The following is a 23,404-nucleotide window of genomic DNA, read 5'->3' on the forward strand; positions in this document are numbered from 1 at the left end:
TACCTAATAGCTTGCCAATGCTATATTTATTATATCGCCTATACGGGCGCACCATCGTAATATTTTTTACCCTGCTGGAAAATCTTCTGCGCTTCCATGAAGCCGTCCAGCGTGTTCTTGGCAGTGGTGGAAGTCTGCACTATCTGCTTGGTGGTGTTGATGATGCCCTGTGCCAAGTTGCCGGGGTCTGACACCACCCACTGTGCGGATGCCTTGCCGATGAAGCAAAGGCATACCGCCATAAGGAGAATTGTTCTTTTCATGTTCCTAATTTTTAAGTTGTTGATGATTGGGGATTACGTTTGCTTTCTGCAAGCCGCTTGATAGCCAGTTCAAGGTTGCCGCCCAGCTTGTCGGCAAGTGCGAACAGTTCCATTTTCTCGCTTTCCTCTGTCGTGAAGGTGTAATATTCTTCCAATGAAACTTCTGTGGCATATACCGCCGACTGCGTGCCGCCCAGCGAGAAGAAAACTTCCTTGTACTTCCGTCCGGGGTGGTTCGCCATGTTGATAGACAATATCTGCGAACGCTCCTTGTCGGTCAGTCCCAAGAGGTTCTGTATGCTGTCGAACTTGTTGAGATATTTTCTTTGGTCTAACAGTATTTTGCAGTCCGAGTTATTGATGATACTCTCTTTCACGATAGGGGAAGAAATAATATCTTCAATCTCTTGCGTGACTACAATCGCTTCCCCGAAATATTTTCGGACGGTTTTGTAGAGGTAGCGGATATAGTCTGCCATGTTCGCCGATGCAATCGCTTTCCACGCTTCCTCGATTAGTATTAACTTCCTTATTCCCTTTAACTTGCGCATCTTGTTTATAAAGGCTTCCATGATGATGATAGTCGTTATCGGGAATAAAATCTTGTGGTCTTTGATGTTGTCCAACTCAAAGACTATGAAGCGTTTATGCAGTAAATCCAGCTCCTTGTCGGAGTTCAGTAAATAGTCATATTCGCCACCCTTGTAATATGGTTCAAGCACGTTCAGGAAGCCCGCAATGTCAAAATCCTTTTCCCTGACGTTCTTCTGTTCAAGCTGTCGGCGGTAATTATTACGGATAAATTCGTAAAATGTATTGAAGCAGGGCGTTACCGAACGGTCTTTGCCTATCAACTCGATATAGGCACTTACCGCATTTGACAACGCCACTTCTTCCGACCGCTTGGGGGCTTCATCGTCCCGTTTCCACAGGGTGAGTATAAGGGTTTTTATACTTTCTTTCTTCTCGATGTCAAATACCCCGTCCTCGACATAGAAAGGGTTGAACGCTATCGGGTTTTCGTTGGTGTAGGTGAAATAAATCCCGTCCTCGCCGTGCGTGCGGTTGTGGATAAGCTGGGACAGCCCCAAGTAGCTGTTACCCGTATCTACCAGCAGCACGTGCGCACCCTGCTCGTAATACTGGCGCACCATGTGGTTGGTGAAGAAAGACTTACCCGACCCGCTCGGCCCAAGTATGAACTTGTTGCGGTTGGTGGTGATGCCTTTCTTCATGGGCAAATCCGATATGTCGATATGCAGCGGGCGACCGCTCACCCTGTCCACCATTTTGATGCCGAACGGCGAAAGCGAACTCTTGTAGTTCGTTTCTTCCACGAACAGGCAGAGAGCCTGCCCCAAGAACGTGTAGAAACTTTCCTCTGCGGGGAAGTCCGCTTCGTTTCCGGGTATGCCCGCCCAAAAGAGCGTGGGCGTATCGACCGTGTTGTGGCGTGGCTTGCACTCCATTAGCGCAAGCTGGCTTCCCACATCGTTGCGTATGCGTTTGAGTTCGTCCCGGTCGTCACTCCATGCCATAACGTTGCAGTGGCAGCGTACCGAGATAAGCCCCTTGCTGTGCGCTTCGTTCAGGTACTCGTCTATCCATTCCTTGTTCACTTGGTTGGCACGGGAGTAACGGGAGAGCGATTGCATGTTCCGGGCGGTCTGCTCGAAGTTCTTCAGGTTTTCGGCGTGGTCGTCTATGAAGATGAACTGGTTATAGACGTGGTTGCACGACAACAGCACGCCCACCGGGGCGGCGAATGACAGTCGGCAGTCGCTCCGGTCAGTGGACAGCTTCTCAAACCGTGTGTCCGTCCCGACCTTTCCGGGCAAATCTTCCACGTCCGAAAGCGTGTGCAGGCACAGTATATCGTCCCCGACACGCATTTCTTCCGGGTACAGCCCGATGTCTTTCAGGCAGGTGGTATCTGTCTGCGATAGCGAGAAGTATTTCTCGATGATGCCCGCCTTTCCGTCCTGCCCGGTGATTTCCGATGCCGCCAGCCGGGTAAGGGTGACAAACCCGCTGTCGTTCATAATCCTTTCAAACTGCCCGACCGCTTCGATGAACTTTGCCGCCGCTTCCTTGTCGGCTATCTCCTGCGGTACAATCCTGCCCCGGCATAGGGTGGAGAAGTCGCTCTGTCGGCGGCTTCTCTCCCTTGTCGTCTTTGTCAGGAACAGGTAGCAGTAATGGTTCAGGAACGGGCGTTCATTGAAGTGCCGTTCAAAGGAGCGGCTTAAAAAACTAAGCTCGTCCCTTTCGGTGTCGGGCTGGTAGTTCTCCTTGATGAAGAAGTCCTGCTTGTGTACTATGGAGTAGTCGGGCAGCACCTTGATTGCCTTGTACCATGCCGAATGTATGGCTTCGTACTCGGCACTGGTGACGGTGAACAGTTCGGGCAGTTCCACCCTGAAAGCCACCGTTATGTCCGCATCCTTTGAAATGATGCAGCCGTTCTCCACCGCCAAAAGTGGAAATTTCCTTTCCAGCGTGGTAGCCTTTAATGTATTCCTCATGTTCTTTCTTCCTTTCTTCTTTTGTAGGTGAATAATCGGGGTAACGCCTTTCGGCTGATAATGAAGCGTGGGTGTCTTTTGCGGGCGGCAGCTTTCATCAGCCCGTGCGTGCCGTACCGTGCGTTGAGCCGGAACGTCTGCCACACGAGCAGCAGCGAAGCCGACACGATGAAACCGATACATAGCCACTGGTTCACGCCTGCCATGAACAGGACGATGAACACCACGAAGACGGCGAGCAAGCCGCCGCAAAAGATAAAGAGGTACTGGCTTTTTAACCCCTTGAACTCCACGGGCTTCCCGATACCCCTGTTTACCGGATATTCAGACATAGCCGCCGTTTTAGAGGAAGAACGAGCGCAGGATAGTGGCGGCTACGATAAGGAAGATGCACGCCCCGAACCAACTGGCGGCGGTCTTTGAGGTATCGGGGTCGCCGCTTGAAAACTTGTTATAGACTTTTACCCCGCCAATCAAGCCGCATACCGCCCCGATTGCGTACACCAGTTTTGTTCCGGGGTCGAAATACCCGGTGATTAGGTTCGTGGCTTCGGTGATGCCCGCCTGCCCGTTTCCTTGTGCGTAGGCACTTACCACGGCGGCAAGTATAGCCGCCGACAAGAAGATTTTCTTTCTCATTGTGATTTGTTTTTAATGCCGGGCGGCGGGTGGATAGTCCGCCTTTCCCGGCTGGTGAATAATTTGAAATTTTAGTGGTCGGGGATAGTCCCGTTTGTCTGTTTGGTTTTCAGGTTGCCAATCAACCGTAATCCCGCTGTTTCATGCTGTCAGGCTTATACATTATTATATTACAGGAAATCGTTCATGTCGAACGCTTCGTGTTCCTTGCTTTTATTGTCAGCTTCGGCAGGGACAGCAGCCGCAGCCAGTTCCGCTTCGTTGCGTCCCAGCAGTTCCGCCACCTTTGCCAGCCCGCCGTTGATGTTCTCCACCACCGCATCGTAGAGGTTCGTTCCCTCAATCCTTGCCAGTGTCCCGGCGGCTTGCCGCTGTTCCGTTTCGGTGGGGGTATCGGCGTTCGCCGTGCGTACCGCTTCGCCCAGTTCGTCAAAGCTCACGCCCGTAGCCCGCCCGGTATCATCGTCACCGTCCATGTACCCGGCTATTTCCTCGTCCTCGTAGTCGGGTTCGTCATTCTCGTAACCGGGCGTTTCTTCCGGCAGTCCGTCAGCCTGCGGCGCAAAAATAGTATCATTTTCAGCCGCTTGCGGGAGGTGTCCCGATTTGTCCTGCGCTGTCCCGATTAGTCCACCCTTGTATCGGCTTTCACCTATCAGCGTGTAGCCTGAAACCCCGTTTCGTGGAAGCGGCGCATCATCCGTTCTGCCCGGTGATGTCCGGCTGTCCGTGTAGCGATACCACAGCCACAGGGCGATGTAGTACACCAAAAGCCCGGTAAGTATGCAATAGATTACCATAGTCAGACAGGCTTTTGGAAGTGGCTTTCGTACAGGGTGTTTATCTCGTCTTGGTACTGCTCGAAGTGGCGCAGCAGAATGTTTTCCACGTAGCTGCTTACCGTCACCTTTCGCCCGCCTATCACCGTCACGATACGCATCAGCTTCTCATGCGTGGTTCGGCTCACGTACAAGGGTTGTCGGTCTGCCAGTTCCACTTTCTGAAAGTAGGTTTCCCGGTAGTCGCCCGAACCGCCCTTGCGCTTGCGGGGTGTCGGTTTCTCTACTTGCACCGTTTCTGTTTGTGTTTCTTGCGGTACATCATTCGTCTTATTATTATCTTGTTTACTGGGGACACCCTGCGAGATAAGTTCCCGCATAAAATCCTCGTCTATCTTCGGCATCCCGCCGCTTTGCTTTGCCATATCATTGTAATTTGATGTAGTACGTTATTTCGGTTATCAGTTCTTCCAAGTTGCTTCCCCTCACCAGCGGGCGGCTGGCGGGAAAGAGCGTGGAGCGGAACACCGCCTTTTTATCCGCCACCAGTTCCTTTTTGTAGCGTTTGGTGTCGGGGATAAAGGTTTTCATCAGCGGCAGTTCCAGTTCCTTAATGGTCTTGTCATAGGCGGCGTAGAGGTCTGTTTTCTCCCGCCCGTCCACCATGTTCCAAAAGAGGTACAGCCCGGCAAGTCGGCAGGCTTCATTCCTCACCAGCAGTTTTTGGATAGCCATTGCGAACGACAGGCTGCTTTCCAGCACCACCTTGTCGGCTGAAATGGGGGTGAAGATGTAGTCCATGCCCGCAAGGGAGTTTATCACGCCCTCGCTGTTCACCGTACCGGGCAGGTCGAAAAAGACAATATCCGGCACGTGTCCGGCGGCTATATATTCGTCAGCCGTTGCAATCGCCTTTTCGGGCGAACTGCACAGTACCGGGTAGGCTTTCTTCCCCAGCCGGGTGAACTGTTCATACGCCATGCGCTTGTAATCTTCATCCGCCCCGACCTGCTCGGCATCCCGCTTGCGCATCCCGGCAATGGAGTGCTGGGGGTAGTCGCAATCGACCACCGCCACATTGTAGCCTTTGAGGTAGTATAGGTAACTCGCCGCCAGCACGGTAAAGGTGGTTTTGCCGACCCCGCCCTTTTGTGTGGAAAAGGCGACATAAAGGGGTGTTTTCTCGTTTTCCATATTGCTTTCGTTCATTATTGGTTGATAGATAGATTTATTTATTGCTTTCATTCATTCTTTCCATATTGCAATCTTGAAATATTGAAAGACTGTTTTATTTCAATCTTGTTTTCCTGCTTTCATTCTTTCTTGAAATATTGAAATCCTGCAATCATGCTTTCTTGAAATCATGCTTTCAATCATTCTTTCCTGATTGGAATATTTCTTTCAATCTTGCTTTCAATCTTGAAATCCGATGCAAAAAAAGGGAGAAAAAACGTCCCCTGAAAACCTTGTCCCGATTTGTCCTGCACTGTCCCGATTTGTCCATCAACTACCTATTTTACAGCATTATAAATCACCGTTACTTTGCAGCGGAGTAACGAACCGCTGGGGGCAGGGGTGTAAAATCAGGCTGGTGCATAACCGGGCTTACCGTTTCACGCTAACCCCAATCCGTCACGGACGGATTTCGATTTTCGTCAGAAAATAGCAAGGTGTGTTCTATGGCACATAGAACCGTTTTCCGTGCCTGAAAACGCCTTGCCCCTTGCGGGGGTAAAAATCACTCCGAAGTCGTAATTTTTTAATTGAAAGAAGCATGGAAACAAGAAAACCTAACAAGGGCGGTCGCCCCGCCCTCGCAGACCCGGCGAAGCATCGCCATGTCCTTTACCTGAACGACCGGGAGAACGCCCGCTTCCTCTCGCAGTGGGAGCAGTCGGGCGTTACGAGCAAGTCCCGTTTCATCGCCGCCCGGCTGTTCGGCGAGCCGTTCCGGGTGGTGAAAGTGGACAAATCGGCAGTAGAATATTGTGCCCGGTTGACCGAATTTTACGCACAATTCAGAGCGGTAGCGGTCAATTACAACCAAGTGGTAAAGGCTCTGAATAGTAACTTTTCGGAGAAAAAGGCACTGGCTTTTCTCTATAAACTGGAGAAAGCGACCACCGAATTGGCGGCACTGAACCGCCAAGTTATTGCATTAACCAATGAATGCAGGGAACTATGGTTGCCAAAATAAGCACGGGCGGCAATATGTTCGGCGCACTGGCGTACAACCAAAACAAGGTGGACAGCGGGGAAGCAAAGGTGCTTTTCTCCAACCGGATGCTGTTAAGCGAGGACGGGAATTTCTCTATCGGCGAGTGTATGCGCAGCTTTGAAATGCAGATGCCCGTCCAGCTATCCACCAAGAAGCCGATACTTCATATTTCCATAAACCCGCACCCGGAAGACGTGCTGACCGACCGGCAGCTTTCCGACATTGCCAAAGAGTATATGCGGAAGTTGGGCTATGGCGACCAGCCTTATTTGGTGTACAAGCATACCGACATCGACCGCCACCACATCCACATCGTGGGGTTGCGGGTGGACGAGAACGGCAAGCCGCTGAATGACAGGTTCGAGCATCGGCGCAGCAAGCAAATCACCCGTGAACTGGAGCAGAAATACAACCTGCACCCGGCAGAACGAAAGGAACGTGCCGAACGCCCGGAACTTAAAAAGGTGGACTATGCCGCCGGGGACGTGAAGCACCAAATCGGCAATACCGTGAAAGCGGCTTGTTACGGCTACCGCTTCCAGTCGTTCGGGGAGTACAAGGCTTTGCTTGCCGCTTACAACGTGTGCGCCGAGGAAGTCAAAGGGGAGATAAACGGCAAGCCCTATCAGGGCATAGTCTATTCCGCCATGAATGACAAGGGCGAAAAGGCGGGCAACCCGGTAAAGGCTTCCCGCATCGGCAAGTCGGTAGGTTATGAAGCGGTGCAGCGCAGAATGGAGAAATCGGGCGAAGCAATCAAGAACGGGAAACTGAAAGAGCGCACCCGGAAGATTGTAGCCACTGCCATGCAGACCGCCCGCAGCCGCAAGGAACTGGAACAGCAGCTAAAAAAGCAGGGCATTGACGTGGTATTCCGTCAGAACGACAGCGGGCGCATCTATGGCGTTACGTTCATCGACCATGACAGCCGTGTGGTGCTGAACGGTTCACGCTTGGGCAAGGAGTATTCGGCGAACGTGTTCAACGAACGCTTTTCGGGCGAAACCGGAAAGATGCACCAGCCCGAATTGTCAGCACCGCAGCAAGACCAATCCACGCATCAGGAACAACCGGGCTTCACTCCGAAATCCGACATCGTTTCGGGCATGGCTTCCGTGCTGGGTGCTTTCGGCGGTTTGCTGGGCGGCGGTGCATCAGGCGGTGACGAGCCGCAGGACACCGCCCGCCAAAAGAGAAAGAAGAAAAAGAAGCGCACAAGGCGTATCGACTAACTAAAAAACATTACAATCATGCAACAGGAAGATGATTTGAGAGGGCTTGCAAGGGTCATGGACTTTATGCGGGCTGTCAGTATTCTATTCGTGGGAATAAACGTGTACTGGTTCTGTTACTCCACCTTGAAAGAATGGGGAGTGACGTTTGAGGTGATAGACAAGATACTGTGGAACTTCCAGCGCACCACCGGGCTGTTCTCGTCCGTTCTTTGGACGAAACTTTTTGCGGTGGTGTTCCTCGCCCTGTCGTGTATCGGCACTAAGGGCGTGAAAGAGGAAAAGATAACGTGGACGAAGATACATTGCAGCCTTGCGGCGGGTGTCGTGTTGTTTTTCCTGAACTGGTGGCTGCTGGAACTTCCGCTGCCACATACGGCGGACACTGTGTTTTATATCGCCACGCTGTCGGCGGGCTATATCTGTATGCTCATGGCGGGTACATGGATGTCCCGGCTGTTGAAGAACAACCTAATGGATGATGTCTTTAATACGGAAAATGAAAGTTTCCAGCAGGAAACAAGGCTTATCGAGAACGAGTATTCGGTAAATCTGCCTACCCGGTTCTACTATAAGAAGAAATGGAATAACGGCTGGATAAATGTTGTGAACCCGTTCCGTGCCAGCCTTGTGTTGGGTACGCCGGGCAGCGGCAAATCGTATGCAGTGGTAAATAGTTACATAAAACAGCAAATCGAGAAAGGTTTTGCGCTCTACTGCTATGATTATAAGTTTCCCGATTTATCGGAAATCGCTTATAATCATTTGCTTAACCACTTGGACGGGTATAAGGTAAAGCCCAAATTCTACATTATCAATTTTGACGACCCACGCAAGAGCCACCGATGCAACCCGATAAACGCCAGTTTCATGTCGGACATTGCGGATGCCTACGAAGCAAGCTACACGATAATGCTTAACCTCAATCGAAGTTGGATAAGCAAGCAGGGCGACTTCTTCGTGGAAAGCCCGATTATTCTTTTGGCGGCTATAATTTGGTATCTCCGTATCTATCAAGGCGGTAAGTATTGCACGTTCCCCCATGCCATTGAACTGCTGAACAAGAAATACGCTGATGTTTTCACGATTTTGCGCAGCTATCCTGAACTGGAAAATTATCTTTCCCCGTTCGTGGATGCTTGGGAATCAGACGCTCAAGAGCAGTTGCAGGGGCAGATTGCCAGTGCGAAAATCCCGCTTTCAAGGATGATTTCACCCGCCCTTTACTGGGTAATGACGGGGGATGATTTTTCACTCGACATCAACAACCCGAAAGAGCCTAAAATTTTGGTTGTCGGCAACAATCCCGACCGTCAGAATATCTATTCGGCAGCACTGGGCTTATATAATTCCCGTATCGTGAAGCTGATAAACAAGAAAGGTCAGCTTAAAAGTTCGGTGATAATAGACGAGTTGCCAACGATTTATTTTCGTGGGCTTGACAATTTGATTGCGACCGCCCGAAGCAACAAGGTTGCGGTTCTGCTGGGCTTTCAGGATTACAGCCAGCTTACCCGTGACTACGGGGACAAGGAAAGCCGTGTGATACAAAATACTGTGGGCAACGTGTTCAGCGGTCAGGTAGTCGGTGAAACGGCGAAAATCCTGTCGGAGCGTTTCGGAAAGGTGTTGCAGAAACGGCAGAGCATGACAATCAACCAGCGGGAGAAGTCCACCTCGATAAGCACCCAAATGGACAGCCTGATACCCGCCAGCAAAATATCCAACCTCACGCAAGGTATGTTTGTGGGTGCGGTGGCGGACAACTTCGATGAACGGATAGAACAGAAGATTTTCCACTGTGAAATCGTGGTGGACAATGAAAAGGTGAAGCGGGAAACCGCCCGTTACGTGAAGTTGCCGCAGATTATCGACTTCACCGACAAGGACGGCAACGACCGGATGCAGGAGGAGATACAAGCCAACTATGACCGCATCCGTCAGGAAGTCCGGCAGATTGTCGAGGACGAGATAACCCGGATTAAGAACGACCCGGAACTATGCCACCTTATAAAAGAGGAAGAATAACCGATATTCTTTCCTGACAGACAGTATTTTTACTAATTTTGCAGACAAAGAAATGATTATGAATGAAAACCAAAATACGGAATGGAAAGAAAGCTGGCGTGACGAGTATCTGAAATGGATATGCGGCTTTGCCAACGCCACAGGCGGCAAGATATATATAGGTATGAATGACAACGGTAAGGTAGTCGGCGTTGCCGATGCCGACAAACTGCTGGAGGATATACCGAACAAAGTGCGTGACGTGCTGGGTATCATCGTGGACGTGAACCTGCTGGAAGAAAACGGGCTGAAATATATCGAGATTGACGTACCGCCTTATTCCAATCCTATCAATTACAAAGGTCAGTACCACTATCGCAGCGGCAGCACGAAACAGGAGTTGAAAGGTGCGGCGTTGAACCGTTTTATCCTGCAACGTACTGGCAGGCATTGGGACGAGTTTCCCATAGAGTGGGCAGGCATAGAGGAACTTTCCCCCGGCGCATTGAACCGTTTCCGCAAGGAAGCGGCGAGAAGCGGGCGTGTGGACGAAGATGTGTTGAAAGATACTACCGAAAATTTGCTGCACGATTTGAGGCTGATTGACACCCAAACCAACCGTCCGACCCGTGCCGCCTTGCTGTTGTTCCACCCCGACCCGGAACGCTTTGTAACCGGGGCTTATATCAAGATAGGTTTCTTCCGGGATGATAAGGGTAACTTGGAGTTTCAGGACGAGGTTCACGGCTCTTTAATGGAGCAGGTGGATAAGGCAATGGATTTGATAAAGACCAAATACCTGATTTACCGCATTTCATACGAGGGCATTTCCCGGCGTGAAACACCGCAGTTCCCGGTGGAAGCTGTCAGGGAATCACTGATGAATTGTGTGGCACATAAAGACTATGCCAGTGCCGTACCCATTCAGATTAGCGTGTTCCCCGACCATATCACCTTTTGGAACGCCGGGCAGTTGCCGGAAAGCTGGACGACCGAAAAACTTTTTGAAAGCCACCCGTCCTCTCCTTATAATCCGCTAATCGCCAACGCCTTTTTCAGAAGCGGGGACATTGAAAGCTGGGGACGTGGCTACAAGCGTATCTTGGAAGCCGTCAGCGCATACAAGTTGTTACCGCCCAAACTTGAAATGTTAAGCGGTCTGATGATTACCTATTATACCGATATACGTTCGCAGCTATTGGCGCAGCGGGTGGATGAAAGGTATATTTCAGTTGTCGAGTATGCAGCCAATAACGGACGTGTCACGAACTCGGACGTACAGAACATTTTGGGGGTAAGCAAGCCGACAGCATCCCGCATACTCCAACAAATGAATGGTTGGCTGGAAATGCAGGGTAAAGTGGGAAAAGGAACTTATTATGTTCCTAAATGGCTCACTAACGTATCGCAGGCATAATGCAAATTTTAATAAGCCGTTGATTATAAGGCATAAGGTCTATAATTAAATGGCTCATAAATGGCTCACCCAAAGAGAGTGATTAACTTCGCTCTCTTTTTTTATGCCCTTTTCAATTCTGCAACCAATGGTTGCGGAATTTCATCCCACCCGGACAAATCGGGACAGCGCAGGACAAATTCGGACAGTCCTTGCCGCCCGTCCAAATATAGCATATTTAGTCGCTACCTTTGGGCGGGACTATTCCCGTAACCACTAAAATTCCAATTATTTATGGCAAACAGAATGACCCCGCCCGCAGAGGGGCAGGAAAAAGACGTGCTGCTGGTCTTGGATAAACAGCAGGGAAAGGTGAGTGCCGTTAAGGGTATCGACAAGGACGGCAATTTGCAGACCGTGCCACCCACTACCGGACACGGCGGCGAGTTCATGCAGGTGGACAAGAACAGCGATGTGTTCAGCAACTTCATTTCCAACTTCTACCGCAAGTATCAGGACACTTCCGGGCTGGAGCTGTTCAGCGTCAAGGCTTCCGAAGCGGAGCGGGACGCAAAGGCAATCGAGGACAACCACCGCAACCCTACACCGGAGGGCGACAAGCGGGCTGAAATGCTTCGAGTTCCGAAGCCCGACTTCCACGAGTTCAAGCAGGGTTACCGCTTCGACCCGGCAAAAATCGACTGGGAGAACCTGAAAAAAGTCGGCATCACCGCCGACACCCTGAAAAACACGAAGGACTTCGACCGGGTGATGCGTGGCTACAAGTCCCGCAACACCTACACCGTTTCGGGGACGGTGGGCGGCTTCTACCTCAAACCTACCGATGTCAAGCTCTCTTTCTATCAGGCAAAGGACGGTGCGGTAGTACCCAAGCTGCACGGCGTGCAGCAGGACGAGAAACTGTTGCAACGCCCGTTCCATGAACACGGGTTCACCAAGCAGGAACAGGGCAACTTGCAAGGCACTGGCAACTTGGGCGGCATCGCTGAAATCAAAGACCCGAAAAGCGGCGAGCAAATCCCCGTGTTCGTCAGCCGGGACAGGTACACGCACGAACTGGAGTATATGCGGGCTGACAAGTGGAAATGCCCCGATACAATCTGTAACGTGCAAGTCAGCCCGGAACAGAAAGCCGCCTTTGAAGCCGGGCAAGCGGTGAAAATGGAAAACCTGCAATTCAGGGACGGCACGAAGCGCAGTGCCTATTTGCAGGTCAGCGCGGTGGAGCGTGGCTTGGAGTTCCTGCCCCGTGCCGCCGTCCAGTTCTTGCAGCAGGGGCAGCAGCCCGGAGAGCAGCAGGTAGCCGGGTTAAAGGACGGCAAGGGCGTTGAGTTCAACGGTCATGTACAGCCCGGCGCACAGGGCAAATCCCCCGACAAGGTGCAGCCGAAAGACGTTACCCCCGCCGCCGAGAGCCGGACGCAGGTAGCGGTCAATTCGGGGGGCAAGACCAACGAAGCCACCAAGCAGGGCAAAGAGCCGCTGAAACAGGGTCAGGACAAGCCCACCGCCAAGCAGAAAGAGAAGCAGGACAAGGCGCAGGACAAGAGCCTGAAAGCGGACAAGCCCAAGAAGTCCAGAGGAATGAAAATGTAGTATCCACCTTAAAAAGTAAAGAATTATGATTGCATTGATAGCAGAAAAGCCCAGCGTGGCAAAGGACATCGCCCGCATCATCGGTGCGACCCAGCGTAATGACGGTTATCTTTCCGGCAACGGGTATATGGTGACATGGGCGTTCGGCCACTTAATCCAGCTTGCCATGCCGGAAGCCTATGGCGTGGCGAACTTCCGCCGGGAGAGCCTGCCCATACTGCCGCCCGATTTCCAGCTAATCCCCCGTCAGGTGAAAGCGGAGAAAGGCTGCAAGGCAGACCCCGGCGTGCTGAAACAGTTGAAAGTGATAAAGGAAGTTTTCGACCAGTGCGACAAGATTATTGTCGCCACCGATGCAGGGCGTGAGGGTGAGTTAATCTTCCGCTATATCTTCCATTACCTGAACTGCCGGAAGCCTTTCGTGCGCCTGTGGATAAGCAGCCTTACCGACAAGGCAATCCGTGAGGGGCTGGATAACTTGCAGCCGGGAGAGCGTTACGATAACCTCTACCTCTCTGCCAAGTCCCGTAGCGAAGCGGACTGGCTGATAGGGATAAACGCCACCCAAGCGTTGAGCGTAGCCGCCGGGCAGGGCGTGTTCTCGCTGGGCAGGGTGCAGACACCCACGCTCGTGATGATATGCAGCCGCTATTTGGAGAACAGGAATTTCGTACCCGCCAAGTTTTGGCAACTCAAAGCGGCGACCGCCAGCGGGGGAATAAGTTTCACCGCCCAATCTACCGCCAAGTGGGAACAGCAGCCCGAAGCCATAGCCGCCCTGCAACGGGTAAAGGATGCCGGGCAACTTGTGGTTAAATCCGTTGAGAGGAAAGAAGCCTGCCAAGAACCGCCGCTTTTGTACGACCTTACCACGCTGCAAAAGGAAGCGAACACGAAGCTGAACTTCTCGGCTGACAAGACGCTTTCCATAGCGCAAAGCCTGTATGAAAAGAAAGTGATGTCCTACCCGAGAACCGGAAGCCGCTATATTCCGGAGGACGTTTTCGATGAAATGCCGGAGCGTGTCGCCCTGCTGGGGCAATACTCCCGCTTTGCCGGGTATGCCGCCGGGCTGGACGGTGCGGCACTGAACCGCCGTAGCGTGAACGATAGCAAAGTGACCGACCACCACGCCTTAATCATTACCGAGAACCTGCCCGGCGAACTTTCCAAAGACGAGCGGGCGGTTTACGAACTGGTAGCCGGGCGTATGCTGGAAGCCTTTTCGGGCAAGTGCGTGAAAGACGTTACCACCGCCTTGCTGTCAGGGGGAGATACCGACTTCACGGTGAAAGGGTCTGTGATGAAAGAAGCCGGGTGGCGTGCCGTGTTCGGCGAGCAGGAAACGGGCGGGGATGAAGAAGCCGCCAGCCTGCCGCCACTCCAAGAGGGAGAATATTTGCCACTCTCCGGCGTGGATCTGCTCGAAAAGCAGACCAAGCCGAAACCGCTGCACACGGAAAGCAGCCTGTTGGCGGCAATGGAGAACGCAGGCAGGGAACTGGAAGATGCCGAACTGAAAGCCAGCCTGAAAGATGCCGGGATAGGCACGCCCGCCACCCGTGCGGCGATTATCGAAACGCTGTTCGCCCGCCAGTACATCGTGCGTGAGAAGAAGAACCTTGTACCCACCGACAAGGGGCTTGCCGTTTACAGGATTGTCAGGGACAAGAAGATTGCCGATGTCGAAATGACGGGCATGTGGGAAACCGCCCTTGCCAAGATAGAAGCGGGCAGCATGGATGCCGACACGTTCCGGAAGGGCATCGAGGTGTACGCAACGCAAATCACCGCAGAACTGCTATCGGTGCAGCTATCTGTCGCTACTGGTGAAACCTGCCCCTGCCCGAAATGCGGCAGCGGGCGCATCCTGTTCTACCCGAAAGTGGCGAAGTGTTCCAACGTGGACTGCACGCTTACCATATTCCGCAACAAGTGCGACAAGCAGCTTTCCGACAAGCAGATTGTCGAGCTGGTGACAAAACGCAAGACCGGGCTAATCAAGGGCTTCAAGGGCAAGAACGGCAAGGCTTTCGATGCCTCGCTTGTGCTGGACGAACAGTTCAATGTCGGTTTTTCATTCCCCGAAAAGAAAGCGAAACCGAAGAAATAGCCTATCTTTGCCGCTGGAATTTCATTGTGATAGGTTTTGCCACTTATGATAATTGAAATTTTAGTGGTTGCGCCCGGAGGGAAACCGGGCGCATTTTTTATACGCTCCCGCCAAACAGATAGGTCGAACAGACCACCCCGTTATCCAGCACCCTGCTTTCCGAGAGTTTCCAATGTGAGCCGAATGTTTCCCCGATAAAGCCGATACCTTTGCCCGCCATGACCGGGACGGTGTAGATTGTCAGGCTGTCCAGCAGTCCGGCTTTAATCAATGAAGTAAGCAGCTTGCCGCCGCCCACCACCAGCATGTCGGTTTCCTGTTTCAGTTCATAGACCCTTTGCAGCGGTTCTTCGGTCAGGAACTCCACGCCGCAGTCCGGCGTTACGTTGGTGTCGTAGTGTGACACCACAAAAGACCGCTTGCTTTTGTGCGGCCACCCGCCCCAGTGTTCAAAGATGTAGTTGTAGGTGTTCGCCCCCATAAGCAGGCAATCCGCATCCAAATAGTATTTGCCGATGATAGCTTTCACTTTATCAGGCAACCAGTCCAGTTCTTGGTCTAAGGTGGCGGTATGCCCGTCCAGCGATACGGCGATGTGCGCTCTGATTTGTTCCATATTGTCAGGTATTAAAGTGATATAAATCCCTACTGTCTTTGCACGTTAGCCGCCACCCCAAAAAAGAAAGCGTGGCATGACGCTGTTTCGATGCGAGGTACTGGCATACCCAAATGTGGAAACAGTGCAGCCACGCTATGACAAACGCATAGCATATCCTGCGCTGAATATCCCCACATTTTGAAAAGTGCCAGTTTTCGCATCGGGACGTTCGGCGAACGTATATGTTATATATAAAGGCAATATTCCGGCAACCGCCGTCCTATTGCCGTTACTTTTCCGTGTAACTTCTGCAAAGTTAAGCAAATACCCTGAAAAATCACGTGCAAACAGAAAAAATCCTGCCGTGTTATCACAACAGGGCAGGACACAAGCACCTAAAAATACACAAGTTCAGCCCATACGCCTACGGGCAGCTTGCGTTCCTTTGAAGATTATATGAACCGATGACAAAACAGCTTTGGTTCGCCGTGTCTTTGGTGATGATGTCCCTTTCCCGCATGAAGCGGATATAGCTCTTTGCGGTGCGCTCCTTGATGTCCAAGACCTGCTGCAACTGCTCGCAAAGGTCTATGTAGGTGATGCGTGTCTGCCGCCCGAAGATGTCACGTGCGACATTCACCAGTTCCCTTTCCTTGCGCTTCTCCTTTTCCTCACGTGGTTTCTCGCCCTTGTACACGTGCATCCCGGCTTCCTTGTCCCATGCAAAGAGCATCAGCGGCACGTCCAGCGGGCTTCCGTCACGCACTTTCAGTGCTTTCACGACTGATTGGGTAGGTTCTTCGTCTTTCTCTATCGAAAGGATAGTAGCCGCCTTACGCTGCAACTCGCTGCCCAAATGCCCCCGCAGTTTCAAACCGTTGGGGACGAAGTGCAGCACGCACAGAATACACGTGTTGTAGATGCCCGCCAGCCGATAAAGTTCATCTATCACCGCCACGCTTTCCGCTTCATCGTTGGCACTCTTTACAAGGTCGGCGATGCCGTCAATGACGACCAACTGGATGCCGCCGTACTGGTAGTAGAACTTGTCCATGCTCTGCACAATGGCGTTCAGGCGTTCTTTGCGTGACATGCCGGTAAGACAAAACGCTTTCAGTTCATCGGGTTTGTTCGGCTGTCTGGCACGTGCCAGCAGGTTGCCTACATTTTTGAACAGTTGCACTTCCGACTGTTCGGTGTCATAGAGCAATACCGCCTTGTGCCTGCCGTTGGCGGTTATCTGTATGCCCAGCGTATCTATGTCCGCACCAGCCGGGCAGATGCAGCCCGCCACGATTGCGGCTACATAATTGCTCTTGCCCGTTCCCTCGCCCCCGGTGATGCCGAACAGGTTGCCTTGTGTCCCCAGCGGAACGTCACCCGCCGAAATAATCTCTTGTGCTTTGGCGGGCGGGTTGTTGAAATCTATCTCGCATGATTTAAGCATAATCAATGTGTCGCTATACAGGTTGTCTAAAAATTCGATAAACAGCTTCAGGAAATCTTCACGGGTGTTCCCGGCTTTGAAGTAGTCGGATATGTCCTTTTCCTCTTTCGTTCCCGGAAGCGGGAGCAGCAGGCGTTTCACGCCAAATTCTTCCAATAGTTTTTCCTGCTTGCATGAACTTTCCTTGCCCGTCTTGTCCATGTCAAAGAGCAGGACGATGTGCTTGAAGCGGAACGTCAGCCGATAAATCAGCGTGGACGGTATCGTCACCGTTTCGCTGTTGAAGCAGATAGCGTGAAAACCGTGCGCCGCCAGCGAAAGCACGTCTTTCTCGCCGCCCGTGATGAATAGCGTGTCGCCTTTGGCTGGCAGTTGTTCCAGCCCGAAACAGTAGTTTTCGCCGAAGCTGCCGCCGTAGAGGAAGCGGGGCGTGGAGAACGGGCGGTACAGCTTGATGTGCTGTTTGCCCTTGTAGCCGTACATGGGCTCTGCCACCGATGAAGTGTAGGTGTACGGTTTGCCCTCTGCCGTTTCGCTGTGATACTCCCGGAGCGAGCAGACCTTGTAACGTTCCAGCAGTTCGGGCGTGATGCCGTACTGTTGCCAGTACACCAGTTCGGCAAGCGGGAACTTCTGTTCCCGGAACTGGTAGGGCTTGACGGGCTTTTCGGGCGTTTCTTCGGGTTTGTCCGGCACTGCCCGGCGGACGGTCGCCGGGGGAACGGAAACCGGAGTGCCGGAAGCCAGCCCCAAGCCCAAGTCCCGGTCGATGATTTCCAGTATCTCCACGAAGTCAGCCGCCCGGTTGCAGTCCAGCCCCTTTAACTGCCCCACGAGGAAGAAACAGTCGCCACTGTAACTGTCGTTGCCGAAGTCTTTCATCTTGTAGATACCGCCCCGGCGGTCGAAGTAGATGTTGCAGGAAGCCTTGCTGTCCTCGTACAGCGGGTTAAGGAAGTTGCGACCTATGCGCCAGTTGCCGGGCAGGTAGTGTTTGAATACCGCCAGCCCGTTACTTGTCCTTTCTAAGATTTCCTCTTTCCTTAGCATACAACTGGTGGTTGGTTATCAGGTTGTCGATGTTCTCCTTGTTGCTCCTTATCAGGCGTTCTTCCAGCATCCGGCGTATCTCGCTGACCTTGTAGAAGTAGCGTCCCCTGATGTTGGAATAGGCGATAGTCCCCGACACCCGCAGGCGTTGCAGGGTCTTTTCGCTTATTTTCAGGAACGTGCAGACCTCGTAGCTGTCCACCCACATGTCTTCCTCGCTTTGCCTTGCCGTTTCCATGTGGTTGAAGATGTAGTCGGCAATGGCGGTAATCTTGTTGTCCAGTTCCTTGTAGGCTTTAGACTCGAATGTTATTATTTCCATAACGGTAACTGATTGATTTGCCGCAAAGTTCGGGTGTCCTGAAAAATAAAACGCCACAGATGTACCCACCTGTGGCGAAATAAATTTTGTTAAAGCACGGTTGCCTAATCCTGCTCCCTCATGCGCATCAGCAACCTGTCTTTCAGCGTGGAGAGGAAGCCCGTTCGGTCTTTGGTCTTGGCTTTTAGTTCCATGTAGGTGTGGTAGAAGTCGCCGAGGTCTATGTCGAACACGTATTCAAAATAGGCTACAATCTCCTTAATATCAACCGTTCCCTTGTTCAGACAGCCGCAGGCGTCCAGTGCGTAGATAAGTTCCACCAACGCCCTTTTCGTCCCCGTCCAGCGCAACAGCCTGCCCATGAAGCCGTTCTTCACCCGCTTGCGCTGTTCCCGGCGTTCCAGCTCGTGCAGACGGTTGGTGAGGTATATTTCCAGCAGTTCGTTGGCTAAAATCTTGGCTACCTTGAAATCATGACTGGTGCTGAACTGTGGGTCTGTTTCGTAATAGAAACTGTCCACGATGATTTGTATGTCAGGCTTCCCACGCATGAAATACTGCCTGTCCAAGTAGGTGGCTTTCGTGCGGTGGTACTGGTAGAACGCCAAGTTCCGCTGGAACGACCTTGAAATGCGGTCGGTTTCCGACAGCAGGTAGTCCCTTTGCACTTCCTCGCTGCCGCTGGGGAAGCGCACCTCTATCTTGTAAACGGTGTTGTAATAGATGATTTTGCTCGCTAAAAGCGGTTTCAGTTCCTTGAAGAAGCGTATTTCCTCTTCCGTGCTGGCGAACGGGTAGGAGATTATAAAGTTTTTGAGTTCGCCCAGTATCTCTTGCAGGTAGTCCACGCACAGGCGGCAGAGCGTCAGCGTGTCCGCTGCGGTGTCCTCGTATTCCTGTATCTGCCATTCCGCTTTTTGAAGCAGTCCGGCGAAGTATGTTTCCAACGGTATCTTATGTTCCATAACCTTGTGCTTATCTTTTATGAAGCACAAAGTTACGGGCATAAAAAATCAGTTTTATTCTTGATTTTTCACATTACGTTCTTGTAACTGTGCATTTTCTTGTTTCCTGCGCTTTTCTGCGTATTTCTCCGGGGGTATCTAAAAGATATGCCTTGCAGAAGTCGTTCAGGTTCGATGTCGATGCGAACCCGGTGGTGAACGCCACTTCGGTAAGCGTGAGGTTGGTGTTCGTCAGGTAGTGTTCCACGTCCTTTGCCCGTTCCTTTACCACCCATTCCTTAGCCGTGTACCCGGTCATTTTCTTTACCTTTCGCCGGAACGAGCCGTATTCCATGCCGCATTTCTCCGCCAGTTGTTCGGCATCATAGACCATGTAGCCTTTCAGACGCACCATTTCGGTGAACGTCTGCCTGCCCAGTTCCGGCAGCATCCGTTCGGCGTGGCGCAGTTCCTTTTCCGTCACCAGCAGGCGGTTGTCCCTTACCGGGTTTCTCCGCAGCAGGTGGAAAGCGTGGCATACCGTGTTGTACACGTTGCAGAGGTACTGCCGTCCCGGTCGCATCCAGTGGAGCGCATCGCAGTAGGCGGTCAGTTCGGGTATCTCGTCCCGCTTGCGGTGCTGTTCCGCCAGTTCGTCAAGTATGGCGTAATGTGTGGTGGACATACCCAGCAGGATAATGATTGCCTTGTAGTCCTTGTATGCCGCCAGTGTCGGCGTTTCCGGCAGGCTTTTGAGCGTGTCGCACACGTGGGCGCACAGCCGCCCGTCCTTGCTGAACGGTTCAAATTCCAAGTAGTTGTCCATTTTCCGGCTGTTGTGCAGCAGCCATGTTACCTTTTCGTCCAGTTCCTTGCAGGACGCTTCCAACTCCGCTTCGGGAGCGGGAAGCAATAATGATGTAATCCGTTGTTCCATATTTGAATGAATTGATTTGTTTCCTGTACGTTACCCGGTAGCCCATATCCAGACCTTTTGGATTAGCCACCAAACCACGTGATAAAGGAATATGGCGGCAAGCATAAGAAAACCTGCCCGCAGGAAATATTCTTCAATGCGCTGCCAAACGCTCGTTTTTCGTTCGGGCATCAGTATGTCCGCCATTTCCTCAAAGGTCTTGCAGTCGAAAATCGCTTGCCGGAACTCGTCTGCGCTGTTCCAGCATTCTTCCTTGAACCACCGTGTCTTGGGGTATCGTTCCGCTACCAGTTCTTGCAGTTTTCGTAGTGGGAACGGTTCGGGGTTGTCCCCGTACTCGTATTCAATGGAAATCACACGTCCCTGCATCCTGATACAATATCCGAATATCCCTTGCCACTTCACTTTGTGCGCCCCTTTTTCGACATACTTCGTTCCGGTTGCATCCACAACAATGTAGTTCTTCCGCTTCTTCAACAACTTGGTATTGGTCGTTGTGTATAGTTCTTCCTTGCGAAACACGTATATCATGTTGCCTTTGGGGGCAAAGCTGAATATCGGGTATTTTAGTCGGGCTTTCATTGTAAATCGTTTATTGTTTTATAAAAGCAAAATAAAGCAGGGTAACACCTACCACACCCCCGAAAAAGATACAACCTGTAATAATGAAAGCCCAATCGGGGTAATGGAAATCAAGTTCTTCATAAGGAATGGCAGTTTTCTTTATACATCTGTTCCATACCCATATCAGAACTTTTCCAAATCTATTTACTGTGATAAGGTTACTCATATTGATTAATGGGATAGCGGGGAACGCTGTAAGCGTTATCACGCTTTGTTATAAACTCAATTTACTTTGCATGATTGGCTTTTATTTACCCACCATTCCTGTTCTTCCACCTCACGAGCCTTTTGTATCTCATCCGTTGTCAGATTTTCATTGTGATAGGCATTATATAGATTTTCCCAACCATTCTTACGATATTTCGGTGATACAATCCATTCGCCTGCATCATTAAACAGGCAGAAATTTGCAGGAGTATCGGGTATAATCTCATCTGCCCAAGAACAGACTTTTGTCAGTCCCTTTGCGGATTTCCACTTACCCCGATATTCAGATAAGTTCAATTTCAGTTCTGCTATTTCATTCCGTCCTTTCTCTATTTGCTGTCCGCTCATCCGATACCCCTGCTTGAAAGAACCGGAGAATGTACCGCTATATCGTTTATCTCCGTATTCCGCAAACGAGTAATACCCGTATATGAAACCGTCCAATTCCGTATATTCACTTTTTATCATTTGGGAACAGGAAGAAATGCTATCTATACAAACCTTTCCCTTAAACGGACAGATTACGGATAATCGGGTACGACTGATACCCTTTATCTCATATTCTCTACTATCCATTTTCCGAACTTCGGTAATATGAATATCAATTCGGCTACAATCTTCTCCTAATATGCCAATCATGCTTAAATTGTCAAACAAGCCCGAAAGGTCTTGCTGCAAAATATCCGCTTTGGGATTTTGTGAATAGGCTACTCCACAAAACCAAAAGAGTAAAAAGATAATGATATGGTATATTTTCTGTTTCATATTTTGCATTACTGTTTATAATGGTTCAGCGGGGAACGCTGTAAGGCGTTATCACGCTTCGTTAACATCATATTTAATTTCATTCCAGTGTACCATGTCGTATGGATAGTAGGGTAATCCTTTCAAGCTGCTATCATCCAGCTTCAAAACCTTGACCAATGCACCACTTTCAAAGCTCCAATAGCCGGAGTGTACAGATATATTTATCTTGTGCATGTTGTGCCAACCACAACCGGAATGACCTCTATACCATTCTTGTGAAAGATATTTCTTTAACCTATTTACACTTAAAGCCTTATCTTTATCTGCAAACGAGATAACTTCCTTTGTCGCCGCATAAGGGCGAGGAAATAAAAAATTAACGCTATTCACTGAAACATCTATTTTACATGTGTAGTGAAAAAAATAATTTATTAAGAAATCGTTCAGTTTCTCCTTTTGGGAAACCATTGCTAATTGACAGAATATAGCATCTTCTACACCTAACAATATACCGATAGAAAGCATATTTACCATAAGGATATACCCATTGTCTTTATTCCATGCAATAGGCATCAACGAAACGATTTTTTTGTATAGCGGCAATATCTTATCTATACTCTCTCCCATAGAATAAGTTGCAAGTAGATTATCATATTTATACATTAAAATTGTTTCATGTTTATTCTGAATAACTTCTTTGTTTGGTAGGCTGTATAGTTGAATGCCTTTATCCTCACTGTCTTTCAAATCCTGTATATCCTTTTTACAATCATCAATAAATTCCGTTTGCAACCTAATAAGAGTTGCAAAATTTTCTTTTGTACTAAACTTATCTCTTGCTTCCATAATTATTTCATATTCAGAGTTTTATAATGGTTAGAAAGGAGCATCGTCAGATGCTATCTTTCGTTGTTAGTTGCTGACTATATTTACTTAATGATTTCAATGTCTTGAATAGGTATATAACCTATAGGAGCATTAAAAATGGAATTTATTTTGCACCAGTCATTTGTTAAATTACTTATAACAACAGGCATTCCAAAATTGACTGCTATACCATCTTCGCCTTTGGTGGTTTTTTCTCCATTAGGCAAAGAATAAATGTAAGAACTGCATAGTATGGCACTATTTCCAACTTGTGGCGTAAAAATCGTCCTTTTAGCATTTGGAGGGCTCTGTAATATTATATTATACTGAGCTTCCATGCATTTCGTAGATAAGAATAGATATGCTTCAAAACAGTCATTACATTCATTCTCTTCAGGAAAATGCTCTATATGAAAACCCGGAGCGTCAGCATACAGCTTTCCGTGAGTTTCATCTCCTCTATTATATACCCCATATATCAATCGCCCATTAGAATCATAATATGCGATACTATGCAATGCACCCCCGTCAGCCCATCGCTTGAATACTTTCCTGATTTTGTTATCGCTATCGAAATACATAGTGAACAATATATTGGTATTCTTAATTTGACCATCATCTAAGATTTTGTATGAATGGATTTGATCAAATTCCATATATTCATCCTCTATTACTTTTCCTAAACTATCTAAAGGAACAAGGTATGCAATTCTCAAAGGCATTTTGTTTATTGCATCAATCTCTGTTTGAATAGTTTCCTTATAGTTTTGTGCAAAAGTATAAGGTGAAAGCAAGAATAAAACATAAAGTATAATTACTCTTTTCATATTGCAACTAATGGCTTGACAAGGAGCTGCGTTCAGCAGCTATCT

At 50.1% G+C, this 23,404-nt stretch carries 22 protein-coding genes and 1 pseudogene; 6 read left to right on the forward strand and 17 right to left on the reverse strand.

Features of this window, described 5'->3' with window-relative positions; all coding sequences use genetic code 11:
- Window positions 1-53: 53 nt before the first annotated feature.
- The 7 genes and pseudogenes from DW947_RS16160 to DW947_RS16190 form a co-directional block, all read right to left on the reverse strand.
- A pseudogene (locus DW947_RS16160) lies at window positions 54-263 on the reverse strand (DUF4141 domain-containing protein); the annotation flags it as partial.
- Window positions 264-274: 11 nt separating this feature from the next.
- Complete coding sequence (locus tag DW947_RS16165; protein ID WP_118107966.1) at window positions 275-2,788, reverse strand: TraG family conjugative transposon ATPase; 2,514 nt, start codon at window positions 2,786-2,788, stop codon at window positions 275-277.
- Complete coding sequence (locus DW947_RS16170; protein ID WP_009291848.1) at window positions 2,785-3,120, reverse strand: DUF4133 domain-containing protein; 336 nt, start codon at window positions 3,118-3,120, stop codon at window positions 2,785-2,787. The genes DW947_RS16165 and DW947_RS16170 overlap by 4 nt, the downstream gene beginning before the upstream one ends.
- 10 nt (window positions 3,121-3,130) lie before the next feature.
- Entirely contained in the window at window positions 3,131-3,427 is a 297-nt protein-coding gene (locus DW947_RS16175; RefSeq protein WP_004308755.1) for a DUF4134 domain-containing protein, read from the reverse strand.
- 170 nt (window positions 3,428-3,597) lie between these two features.
- Window positions 3,598-4,227, reverse strand: a complete 630-nt coding sequence (locus tag DW947_RS16180; RefSeq protein ID WP_118107968.1) for a hypothetical protein — start codon at window positions 4,225-4,227, stop codon at window positions 3,598-3,600.
- Between the two features lie 2 nt (window positions 4,228-4,229).
- Window positions 4,230-4,631 carry a DUF3408 domain-containing protein gene (locus DW947_RS16185; RefSeq protein ID WP_118107970.1) on the reverse strand — a complete coding sequence of 134 codons (402 nt, stop codon included), beginning with the start codon at window positions 4,629-4,631 and terminating at the stop codon, window positions 4,230-4,232.
- A gap of 1 nt (window position 4,632) precedes the next feature.
- On the reverse strand, window positions 4,633-5,415 hold the full coding sequence (locus tag DW947_RS16190) for a ParA family protein (protein ID WP_118442029.1): 783 nt from the start codon (window positions 5,413-5,415) through the stop codon (window positions 4,633-4,635).
- A gap of 565 nt (window positions 5,416-5,980) precedes the next feature.
- Here DW947_RS16190 and mobA point away from each other — a divergent pair.
- The 6 genes from mobA to DW947_RS16230 all read left to right on the forward strand — a co-directional run bounded on the left by mobA (window position 5,981) and on the right by DW947_RS16230 (window position 14,789).
- Window positions 5,981-6,403: a conjugal transfer protein MobA gene (gene mobA, locus DW947_RS16200; protein WP_117610787.1), complete on the forward strand. Its 423-nt coding sequence runs from the start codon at window positions 5,981-5,983 to the stop codon at window positions 6,401-6,403.
- Window positions 6,388-7,656 carry a conjugal transfer protein MobB gene (mobB, locus tag DW947_RS16205; RefSeq protein ID WP_117610788.1) on the forward strand — a complete coding sequence of 423 codons (1,269 nt, stop codon included), beginning with the start codon at window positions 6,388-6,390 and terminating at the stop codon, window positions 7,654-7,656. Before mobA ends, mobB begins: the two co-directional genes overlap by 16 nt.
- A gap of 18 nt (window positions 7,657-7,674) precedes the next feature.
- Complete coding sequence (gene mobC, locus DW947_RS16210; RefSeq protein WP_117610789.1) at window positions 7,675-9,684, forward strand: conjugal transfer protein MobC; 2,010 nt, start codon at window positions 7,675-7,677, stop codon at window positions 9,682-9,684.
- Between the two features lie 58 nt (window positions 9,685-9,742).
- Complete coding sequence (locus DW947_RS16215; protein WP_117610790.1) at window positions 9,743-11,080, forward strand: ATP-binding protein; 1,338 nt, start codon at window positions 9,743-9,745, stop codon at window positions 11,078-11,080.
- A gap of 273 nt (window positions 11,081-11,353) precedes the next feature.
- Window positions 11,354-12,676, forward strand: a complete 1,323-nt coding sequence (locus tag DW947_RS16225; RefSeq protein ID WP_119958569.1) for a DUF3945 domain-containing protein — start codon at window positions 11,354-11,356, stop codon at window positions 12,674-12,676.
- 25 nt (window positions 12,677-12,701) lie between these two features.
- Window positions 12,702-14,789, forward strand: a complete 2,088-nt coding sequence (locus DW947_RS16230; protein WP_117610793.1) for a type IA DNA topoisomerase — start codon at window positions 12,702-12,704, stop codon at window positions 14,787-14,789.
- Window positions 14,790-14,886: 97 nt separating this feature from the next.
- On the opposite strand, the gene DW947_RS16235 is transcribed toward DW947_RS16230, so the two are convergent.
- The 10 genes from DW947_RS16235 to DW947_RS16285 form a co-directional block, all read right to left on the reverse strand.
- Complete coding sequence (locus DW947_RS16235; protein WP_117610794.1) at window positions 14,887-15,405, reverse strand: dihydrofolate reductase family protein; 519 nt, start codon at window positions 15,403-15,405, stop codon at window positions 14,887-14,889.
- A 406-nt stretch (window positions 15,406-15,811) separates the two neighbouring features.
- On the reverse strand, window positions 15,812-17,884 hold the full coding sequence (locus DW947_RS16245) for a bifunctional DNA primase/helicase (protein WP_117610795.1): 2,073 nt from the start codon (window positions 17,882-17,884) through the stop codon (window positions 15,812-15,814).
- Window positions 17,847-18,275 carry a helix-turn-helix domain-containing protein gene (locus DW947_RS16250; RefSeq protein WP_007482646.1) on the reverse strand — a complete coding sequence of 143 codons (429 nt, stop codon included), beginning with the start codon at window positions 18,273-18,275 and terminating at the stop codon, window positions 17,847-17,849. The genes DW947_RS16245 and DW947_RS16250 overlap by 38 nt, the downstream gene beginning before the upstream one ends.
- 35 nt (window positions 18,276-18,310) lie before the next feature.
- Window positions 18,311-19,213 carry an RteC domain-containing protein gene (locus DW947_RS16255; protein ID WP_117610796.1) on the reverse strand — a complete coding sequence of 301 codons (903 nt, stop codon included), beginning with the start codon at window positions 19,211-19,213 and terminating at the stop codon, window positions 18,311-18,313.
- Between the two features lie 31 nt (window positions 19,214-19,244).
- A complete protein-coding gene (locus DW947_RS16260) occupies window positions 19,245-20,087 on the reverse strand; it encodes a helix-turn-helix domain-containing protein (RefSeq protein WP_117610797.1) in 843 nt (280 codons plus the stop codon).
- 30 nt (window positions 20,088-20,117) lie between these two features.
- Window positions 20,118-20,669 (reverse strand): hypothetical protein, encoded by a 552-nt coding sequence (locus DW947_RS16265; protein ID WP_117610798.1) that lies wholly within the window; start codon window positions 20,667-20,669, stop codon window positions 20,118-20,120.
- Window positions 20,670-20,679: 10 nt separating this feature from the next.
- Complete coding sequence (locus DW947_RS21905) at window positions 20,680-20,877, reverse strand: hypothetical protein (RefSeq protein ID WP_117610799.1); 198 nt, start codon at window positions 20,875-20,877, stop codon at window positions 20,680-20,682.
- A 56-nt stretch (window positions 20,878-20,933) separates the two neighbouring features.
- Entirely contained in the window at window positions 20,934-21,683 is a 750-nt protein-coding gene (locus DW947_RS16275; protein ID WP_117610800.1) for a hypothetical protein, read from the reverse strand.
- A gap of 51 nt (window positions 21,684-21,734) precedes the next feature.
- The gene (locus DW947_RS16280) at window positions 21,735-22,511 is read right to left on the reverse strand and encodes a PoNe immunity protein domain-containing protein (RefSeq protein WP_117610801.1); all 777 of its coding nucleotides are present in this window, start codon (window positions 22,509-22,511) and stop codon (window positions 21,735-21,737) included.
- Window positions 22,512-22,594: 83 nt separating this feature from the next.
- Window positions 22,595-23,359: a hypothetical protein gene (locus DW947_RS16285; protein WP_117610802.1), complete on the reverse strand. Its 765-nt coding sequence runs from the start codon at window positions 23,357-23,359 to the stop codon at window positions 22,595-22,597.
- Window positions 23,360-23,404: the final 45 nt, after the last annotated feature.

This window comes from Bacteroides sp. AM44-19 (assembly GCF_003603395.1).
Classification (GTDB): Bacteria; Bacteroidota; Bacteroidia; order Bacteroidales; family Bacteroidaceae; genus Bacteroides; species Bacteroides uniformis.

What these genes read in the sequence shown, in the direction of transcription:
- DW947_RS16215 (WP_117610790.1), top strand. Translation starts at nt 9,743, where the DNA reads ATGAATGAAAACCAAAATACGGAATGGAAAGAAAGCTGGCGTGACGAG.
- DW947_RS16255 (WP_117610796.1), bottom strand. Translation starts at nt 19,213, where the DNA reads ATGCCCGTAACTTTGTGCTTCATAAAAGATAAGCACAAGGTTATGGAA.
- DW947_RS21905 (WP_117610799.1), bottom strand. Translation starts at nt 20,877, where the DNA reads ATGAGTAACCTTATCACAGTAAATAGATTTGGAAAAGTTCTGATATGG.
- DW947_RS16185 (WP_118107970.1), bottom strand. Translation starts at nt 4,631, where the DNA reads ATGGCAAAGCAAAGCGGCGGGATGCCGAAGATAGACGAGGATTTTATG.
- DW947_RS16165 (WP_118107966.1), bottom strand. Translation starts at nt 2,788, where the DNA reads ATGAGGAATACATTAAAGGCTACCACGCTGGAAAGGAAATTTCCACTT.
- mobB (WP_117610788.1), top strand. Translation starts at nt 6,388, where the DNA reads ATGGTTGCCAAAATAAGCACGGGCGGCAATATGTTCGGCGCACTGGCG.
- DW947_RS16285 (WP_117610802.1), bottom strand. Translation starts at nt 23,359, where the DNA reads ATGAAAAGAGTAATTATACTTTATGTTTTATTCTTGCTTTCACCTTAT.
- DW947_RS16280 (WP_117610801.1), bottom strand. Translation starts at nt 22,511, where the DNA reads ATGGAAGCAAGAGATAAGTTTAGTACAAAAGAAAATTTTGCAACTCTT.
- DW947_RS16175 (WP_004308755.1), bottom strand. Translation starts at nt 3,427, where the DNA reads ATGAGAAAGAAAATCTTCTTGTCGGCGGCTATACTTGCCGCCGTGGTA.
- DW947_RS16190 (WP_118442029.1), bottom strand. Translation starts at nt 5,415, where the DNA reads ATGAACGAAAGCAATATGGAAAACGAGAAAACACCCCTTTATGTCGCC.
- DW947_RS16260 (WP_117610797.1), bottom strand. Translation starts at nt 20,087, where the DNA reads ATGGAACAACGGATTACATCATTATTGCTTCCCGCTCCCGAAGCGGAG.
- DW947_RS16275 (WP_117610800.1), bottom strand. Translation starts at nt 21,683, where the DNA reads ATGAAACAGAAAATATACCATATCATTATCTTTTTACTCTTTTGGTTT.
- DW947_RS16230 (WP_117610793.1), top strand. Translation starts at nt 12,702, where the DNA reads ATGATTGCATTGATAGCAGAAAAGCCCAGCGTGGCAAAGGACATCGCC.
- DW947_RS16245 (WP_117610795.1), bottom strand. Translation starts at nt 17,884, where the DNA reads ATGCTAAGGAAAGAGGAAATCTTAGAAAGGACAAGTAACGGGCTGGCG.
- DW947_RS16170 (WP_009291848.1), bottom strand. Translation starts at nt 3,120, where the DNA reads ATGTCTGAATATCCGGTAAACAGGGGTATCGGGAAGCCCGTGGAGTTC.
- DW947_RS16225 (WP_119958569.1), top strand. Translation starts at nt 11,354, where the DNA reads ATGGCAAACAGAATGACCCCGCCCGCAGAGGGGCAGGAAAAAGACGTG.
- mobC (WP_117610789.1), top strand. Translation starts at nt 7,675, where the DNA reads ATGCAACAGGAAGATGATTTGAGAGGGCTTGCAAGGGTCATGGACTTT.
- DW947_RS16265 (WP_117610798.1), bottom strand. Translation starts at nt 20,669, where the DNA reads ATGAAAGCCCGACTAAAATACCCGATATTCAGCTTTGCCCCCAAAGGC.
- DW947_RS16180 (WP_118107968.1), bottom strand. Translation starts at nt 4,227, where the DNA reads ATGGTAATCTATTGCATACTTACCGGGCTTTTGGTGTACTACATCGCC.
- mobA (WP_117610787.1), top strand. Translation starts at nt 5,981, where the DNA reads ATGGAAACAAGAAAACCTAACAAGGGCGGTCGCCCCGCCCTCGCAGAC.
- DW947_RS16235 (WP_117610794.1), bottom strand. Translation starts at nt 15,405, where the DNA reads ATGGAACAAATCAGAGCGCACATCGCCGTATCGCTGGACGGGCATACC.